Source organism: Frankia sp. CeTa3Moorea (assembly GCF_978021225.1).
Map to the genome: position 1 here is coordinate 8,495 of NZ_CDXDOR010000057.1, position 6,764 is coordinate 15,258.

A 6,764-nucleotide genomic window follows, 5' to 3' on the forward strand; every position below is an offset into this window, starting at 1 on the left:
CCCATAATCCCAGGCCCGCCGTATCCCAGGCCCGCCGTATCCCAGGCCCACCGCATCTCAGGCCCACCGCATCTCAGGCCCGACTCCGGAGCGCGCGAGCGGCGAGCAGCAGGTTCGTGGGTCTCTCCACCAGCCGCCGGGTCAGGTACGGCACGCAGTCCGCCCCGTAGGGCACATACACCCGCACCGTGGCCCCGGTCGACGCCAACCGCCGCTGCTCGACCGGGCGTACCCCGTACAGCAACTGGTATTCGAAGGTCGCGGGCAGGCGTCCCACGTGCTCGGCGAACCGGCCGGCGAGGTTCAGGAGGGCGGGGTCGTGAGTGGCAATCATGGGATAGCCCGATCCGGTGAGCAAGATTCCCAGACAGCGGGCGTACGCGGCGGCGACAGCCGGACGTCCCTGGTGGGCTACGGCGGGCGGTTCGCGGTAGGCGCCCTTGCACAGCCGCACCCGTGACCCGGCGGTGGCGAGGTCACGGCAGTCCGTCTCGGTGCGCAGAAGCTGCGCCTGCAGGACGGCGCCGACGGAGGGGAAGTCCCGACGCAGCTCCACCAGGGTGTCCAACGTCGAGTCCGTGGTGGTGTGATCCTCCATGTCCAGGGTGACCGTCGCGTTCGCCGCCGCTGCCCGCGCGCAGATCTCGGCGGCGTTCTCGTACGACAGCTTGCGGCCGTCGCGAGGCACGGCCTGACCGAGCGCGGACAGCTTCACCGAGACGTCGAGACCGGCGGCGATCCCCGCGCGGTCGGCGAGGTCGAGCAGCCCGAGGTAGGCCAGCAGGGTGTGGGCCGCGTCCTCCGCACGGGTGATGTCCTCACCGAGCAGATCCACCGTCGCCAGGAGGCCGAGGTCCGCAAGTCCGGCTACCGCGGCGGCCGCGTCCGCGTCGGACGGGCCGGCGACAAAGCGATCGATGATCCCCCGGGCAAGGGGGGTACGTGTGACGAGCGCGCGGGTGAGCGGATGGCGGGACACGGGAGGCATCAGCTTTTGGATCATATCGATCGTCCCCTGAGGCGACGTGACAGAATAAGCGTGATCCGAAGCTTCACGTAAGCTCGATGCTCTGTCCAGCCTAGCGGCGCGGAATGCCGCGCCGGCTCAGAGCGCGCCGGCTCAGAGGCGACGCAGGCCGGCGAGTACCCGGTCGAGCAACTCGAGCTGCGGGGCTCCCGTCGGCATGGTGAGCTGGGAGATCTCCACCAGGCGGTCCGCCGCCGCGTCGGCGACGAGCACGCGGACGACGCCCACAGGCAAACGCAGCTCGGCCGCGATCTCGATCACCGACTGAGGCTGCACGCACATCGCGACGATCGACTTCTGTTCGAGAAGCAGGACCGGCAGCCGCCCGCGGCCGAGCGGTGTCGTGGTCACCATGGCCTCGAGCGCCAGCAGACGGGACGGGCGCGCCCGGCCGCGGGTCGCCGTGTACGGCCGCACGAGCTCGCCCGACGGCTCCACCGCGTCCCCGTTCACGTGGTCACCTGGTCACCTGGTCATGGGGTATGGGGTCATGGGGTCATGGGGGATGTCACTTGGTGGGCACCTGGTCACACATTTTCGCGGCGGGCCGGGGTGAGCGCCTCCCGGGTCCGGGCGACGAGCACCGTCATCTCGTACCCTACGAGCCCGATATCGCAGGTGTTGGTGGCGAGCACGGCCAGGTAGGACCCCTCCCCGACGGCCATGAGCAGCAGCGAGCCCTGGGCCATCTCGACGATGGTCTGGGTGACGTGGCCGCCGTCCACGAAGTCGGCGGCGGCCAAGGTCAGGCTGAACAGACCGGACGCGAGGGAACTCAGCCGTTCCGCCCGCTCACGCGGGAAACCAGTGCAGACGGCGAGGAGATGCCCGTCCGAGGACGCGACGATCGCATTGGCCACACCGGGCACGAAGTCGACGAAGTTGTTGACAAGCCAGTCGAGCGAGGGATTCTCGGGATCCGCGTGGGTCACGTGTCCTCCAGACTATGCGAATCAGGGGGTGCGAATCAGGGAGTGCGAATCAGGCGGTGCGGTGTCCGCGCGCAGGCAGGAGGGGTGCGGATGGTCATCCGTCGCTGCCAGGCTCGTCAGGGGTCTCCCTTGACACCACGAGCATGGTGAACGCCTTCGTACAGTCGGCTCAGGCGGCCGCGGATCCGTTCGGGCGCCACCGTCTGCTGTTCCGGGGCCGGCGTGAGCGCCGCTGCCGGGCCGAAAAGGTCAGGGCCGGCATCGGGGGGGCGAGCGGTCGCGGACCTGGACGGGGGCGTGCCCAACGGGTCCGGACCGAGGAGCCCGTGGGTCTGCGGGGCGCGGATCGGCAGCCCGGAGGGGGTCCTGGGACCGTCTGGCCCGATGGGGGGATGGTCACTCACCGCCGCTTCGCCCGAGCCCGATACCCCACCGACGGTTACCGCCCCGCCCGACCGCGCCGCCCCACCGGCCGCTGATGGCTCGAGGGACGCGGGTGGCTCGAGGGACGCGGGTGGGATGCGCGCCGCGGAACGCGACGGTGCCGGATCTCGCGTGAACCAGTTGAACTTCTCCTCGGAGGGCTCGGGGGGCTCAGGCGGCCGCGCCGCGGCGGCGCGCATCCTTCTGTCCGCCCCACGCTCGCGCCGACGACGGAGCGCGGCCACCGCCTCCTCGATCGGAGGCAGGACGGCCCCGCCCTCCGATCCCGTGACGGCGCCCAGACGCGACTCGCCACCGGCCTCGGCCACGGTGGGCGAGTCGGCGTCGTCGGCGAGCTCGTCGACGACGCCAAGATCGACACCGCGCGGCCGGAACCACTCCTCAGTCGGCGTGTAGGAGGTGTAAGAGCCGAGACCGGCCGGCGGCGTATCGGGACCGCCGAGCGACCCCGCAGGCCCCACAGAACCGGTAGGCCCCACAGAACCGGTAGGACCGGTAGGACCGTGACCGTTCAGGTCCGTCGCACCGGGAGCCGCCAGGCCGGGAGCCGCCAGGCCGTTGCCACGAGGCGCGGTGCCACGAGGCGGAGTGCCCGCGACGAGCAGCACGGCAGGCAGATGGACGAGCGCGCGAACCCCGCCGGTATCCGAGCGTGCCAGCCGCACCGCGATGTCGTGCCGCGCGGCCAGGCGGGCCACGACGAACAGGCCGAGGCGTTGGGCGATCGAGAAGTCGAACACCGGAGGCTCGGCCAGCCGCTGGTTGGCTGCGGTCAGCTCCTTCTCCGACATCCCGAGGCCGGCGTCGTCGATGATGATGAGCAGTCTGCCGTCGTCGAGGCGGGACGCGGCGAGGTCGACCGCGAGGTATGGCGGGGAGAACTGGGCGGCGTTCTCCAGTAGCTCGGCGACGAGGTGGACGACGTGGTTGACGGAGTCGGCGGCAACCTGCACCTCCGGCACCTCGATGATCTGGATCCGTTCGTACTGCTCGATCTCGCCGATCGCGGCCTGCAGCACGTCACCCAGCGGTACCGGACCCACCCGGCGCCGGCCCGGTCCAGCCCCCGCGAGCACGAGCAGGTTCTCGCTGTTGCGGCGCATCCGGGTCGCCAGGTGGTCGAGCTTGAACAGGTTCTCCAGCTGGAGGGGGTTCTCCTCGGTGGCCTCCAGCCGGTCGATGAGCGCGATCTGCCGTTCAATGAGGCTCTGGCTGCGCCGGGACAGGCTCAGGAACAGGGTGTTGACGTTGCGCCGCAGGCCGGCCTGTTCGGTAGCCAGCCGCACCGCCTCGTGCTGCAGCTCGTCGAAGGTGCGCGCGACCTCGCCGATCTCGTCACGGGAGTCGATGGCGATGGCGATGGACCGGATCGTCGTGTCGACCTGGTCCGGGTACGCGGTTTGCAGCTGCTCGATCAGGTGGGGAAGGCGCTCGTGGGCGACGTCGAGGGCGCCCGTCCGCAGTCTGCGCAGGGGGCCGGTCATCGTGCGCGCGATCGCCAGCGTCCACACGATCGCACCGACCATGATAGTGATGATCAGCGCGCCGAGGATGGCGGTCCGCTCCCAGGCGGTGGAGCGCAGCTCGCTCGCGGACCCGATGACGTTGTCGAGCAGTCCGGTCTCGACGGTGCGCAGCAGCTCGATGTGGGTAGTGCTGGCCGCGAACCACTGGTCGGGATCGATGCCGAGGTCGGGCAGTCGCTGACGCTGGACGGCACGGTCGGGGGTGCGCTTGACCGTCAGCAACGCCTGACCGTTGACGATCTGATCGTAGCGGATCCGGTCGCTGGGGCGGGCTGCGGCGCGGAACGCGTCCTCGGCCGTCTGTTCCTCGGCGAGAAGACCGGACATCCGTTCGGCGGCGCCGAACTCGAACCGGCCGGTGAGGGCCGTGGCGTAGAGCTGACCGCGGATCTGGGAGTTGATCTCCTTGATGGTCGACAGGTCATTGAGGACCATGGTGGAGTAGCGGAGCTCGTCGTCGTTCCTGTCCTGCCCGATCCGGCGGTCGAAGGCGAGCAGGCGGCTGATCGTGGTCGAGTACTCGCTCAGGATCGCGCCGATGGGCAGCTTCCCGCCCCGGACGGCCTGGCGCAGCGCGGGCAGTGCGGCGATGCTCTGCCGCACCTGCGCGGACAGCGGGGAGGCCCCTCGGCCGAGACGGCCGGAGGAGGACCTTAGCGAGGCCTGGAAACGGGTCAGCGCCTTGTCCACAACACGCTGCTCGGTGTTCAGCCGGTCGGCCAGCGCCCTGCTGGTCGGGTTGGCGCCACGCCCACTCATGATGAAGCCCGCGGCGAGATCCCGCTCGAGCTGCATCTCGTGCACCGCCGCGGTCACGTCCCGGCCGAGCTTCGCCTCGGTCACCCCGTGACCGTAGCTGGCGGCGTCGGACAGCCAGGTCACGCCGGCGAGAATCGCCACCGCCAGGAAGGCCGCCATGGGCACCGCCAACGCCGCGAAGAGCTTCCCGCGCACGGGGAGGTCGTGCAGGCGCGGCCGCCGCCACGGACGCGATCGGAACTCCCCCGCCCCGGTCATGGCCGCGGCGGCGGTCGGAGCCGTGGCGGTCGAGGCGGTCGGAGCCGTGGCGGTCGAGGCCCCCGCCGAGTGCCGCCGACGCCGCACCGGGGATGGCTGCTCCCGGTCCCCGGGTGTGCCCGCGCCACGATGCCGGCCCTCGACAGAGGACCCCGGCGGGTCATCCGTCGCGACCCGCCTTCTTCCCGGCTGGACCACGAGATCGGTACCTCTCGCCCTCTCGGATCGCCCTCTGGAACTGTCCCGCCAGGCCAGTCCCGGCCCCGGCCGGCAAAGACTATGCCTTGGCCTGCAAAGACTATGCCTTGGCCTGCAAAGACTATGCCTTGGCCTGCAAAGACTATGTGGGCGCCCGATGCCGCCGCCGGTGGGGTCGCCTGACGATCGGCCCCGTCAATCACCCGCGCTGCCGGGCAGCCCGGCTGCGGTTGTTGCCCGACAAGCAACTAGTGTCGCCGCTGGCCACTGCCAGCTTTCACTCCTCACCGAGCCGGGCATGCGGGGAGCGCGATGATCCACGGGTTTCGAAGCACGGTCGCGGGCCTTGCGTTTCTCTCCGTAGTCGCGCTGGCCGCCTGCGATGGCGGTGGCAAAGCCGAGCCGGCCCGAGTTTCCGGCGAGGTCAAGATCGGACTGCTCGCCCCCCTGACCCATGGCAATCCCGAAACGGGGCGTGACGCACAACGCGGAGCAGAGCTCGCCAGCCGTCTCATCAACGCCGGCGAAAGCTGGGCGAGCGACGAGACCAGAGGCGTCTGGGGGCCATCCGGCCGGGCCCACCTTTCTGTTGTGACATTGGACACAAGCAGCGATCCGCACCAGGCCGCGGACGTCACATCACGCTTAGTGACCAACCACGGTGTCGTAGGCATCGTCGGCGCGTTCACCCCGGACGCCACCCTGGAAGCCAGCCAGCGGGCCGAACGCCTGCAGATCCCGTTCGTCAGCGGAGGCCCGCCGCTGACGGCGCTGACCGAACGTGGGCTGAGCTGGTTCTTCCGGATCGGACCCGACGCGGCCGACTACGGCGGCACCTTCCTGTCCCTGCTGCGTGACGCCGAGCAGCCGGGCCAGGAGCGCCGACGCGTCGCCCTGCTTTACACCAACGACGCCACCGGCCTCGATATGCAGGCGACTGTGGCAGAGCGCGCCGAGGAGACCGGTTACCCGGTCGTGGCGAGCGTGGCCTACCAGCCGGGTACAGGCCAGCCGGGTACAGGCGATCTGGCCGCCGCCGTCGGCGCCTTGCGAACCGCTGCACCCGACGTTGTACTGACGAATATTTCTCCCAGCCAGGGAGAAATTCTGGGAAACACTTTCCGGGATGGTGGGTACATACCACCCGCGGTTGTCGTGTACGGCGACCCGGCGGAGGCCGCCCGACTCGCCGCGGTTCCCGAGTTCGCCGATCGGGTCAGCCGTCAGGTCGCCTGGTCGATGCCCATCGCCCGGGCCAATCCGCTGGCCGCGAGAGTAATCGACCGCTATCTGCACGATTTCGGGGCGCCGATGACCGAGGATGCGGCCGAGGCCTTCACCGCCGTGACCACGATCGCGCAGGCAATCGATGACGCGGGCAGTGCGGATCGTGAACTGGTCCGCTCCGCGTTGACCGCCCTGAATCTACCCGCGAGTTCGACCATCATGCCGTGGAACGGCGTCCATTTCGACGGAACCCACCAGAACACACTTTCCGCAACAGCGATCGAACAGGCCACCGGTACGACGTTCAGAACCGTCTACCCCCGCGACCTGGCCACGACGACGGTCAGGTGGCCCGCGCCGGGGACGGCCGTGACGACTGTCGGACATCCGTCA

Annotated in this window: 5 protein-coding genes; 1 reads left to right on the top strand and 4 read right to left on the bottom strand. The window is 70.0% G+C overall.

Features of this window, described 5'->3' with window-relative positions:
* Positions 1 to 73 precede the first annotated feature (73 nt).
* The 4 genes from AC08OV_RS12255 to AC08OV_RS12270 all read right to left on the bottom strand — a co-directional run bounded on the left by AC08OV_RS12255 (position 74) and on the right by AC08OV_RS12270 (position 5,033).
* On the bottom strand, positions 74 to 1,003 hold the full coding sequence (locus tag AC08OV_RS12255; RefSeq protein ID WP_476615927.1) for a proline dehydrogenase family protein: 930 nt from the start codon (positions 1,001 to 1,003) through the stop codon (positions 74 to 76).
* Positions 1,004 to 1,120: 117 nt separating this feature from the next.
* Positions 1,121 to 1,480: a DUF742 domain-containing protein gene (locus tag AC08OV_RS12260; RefSeq protein WP_462187236.1), complete on the bottom strand. Its 360-nt coding sequence runs from the start codon at positions 1,478 to 1,480 to the stop codon at positions 1,121 to 1,123.
* Between the two features lie 74 nt (positions 1,481 to 1,554).
* On the bottom strand, positions 1,555 to 1,959 hold the full coding sequence (locus AC08OV_RS12265; protein ID WP_476615928.1) for a roadblock/LC7 domain-containing protein: 405 nt from the start codon (positions 1,957 to 1,959) through the stop codon (positions 1,555 to 1,557).
* 116 nt (positions 1,960 to 2,075) lie between these two features.
* Positions 2,076 to 5,033 carry a sensor histidine kinase gene (locus AC08OV_RS12270; protein ID WP_476619686.1) on the bottom strand — a complete coding sequence of 986 codons (2,958 nt, stop codon included), beginning with the start codon at positions 5,031 to 5,033 and terminating at the stop codon, positions 2,076 to 2,078.
* Between the two features lie 423 nt (positions 5,034 to 5,456).
* Between AC08OV_RS12270 and AC08OV_RS12275 the strand changes: the two genes are divergently transcribed.
* Positions 5,457 to 6,764, top strand: a 1,308-nt coding sequence (locus AC08OV_RS12275; protein ID WP_476619687.1) for an ABC transporter substrate-binding protein, incomplete at its 3' end; no start/stop codon positions are given.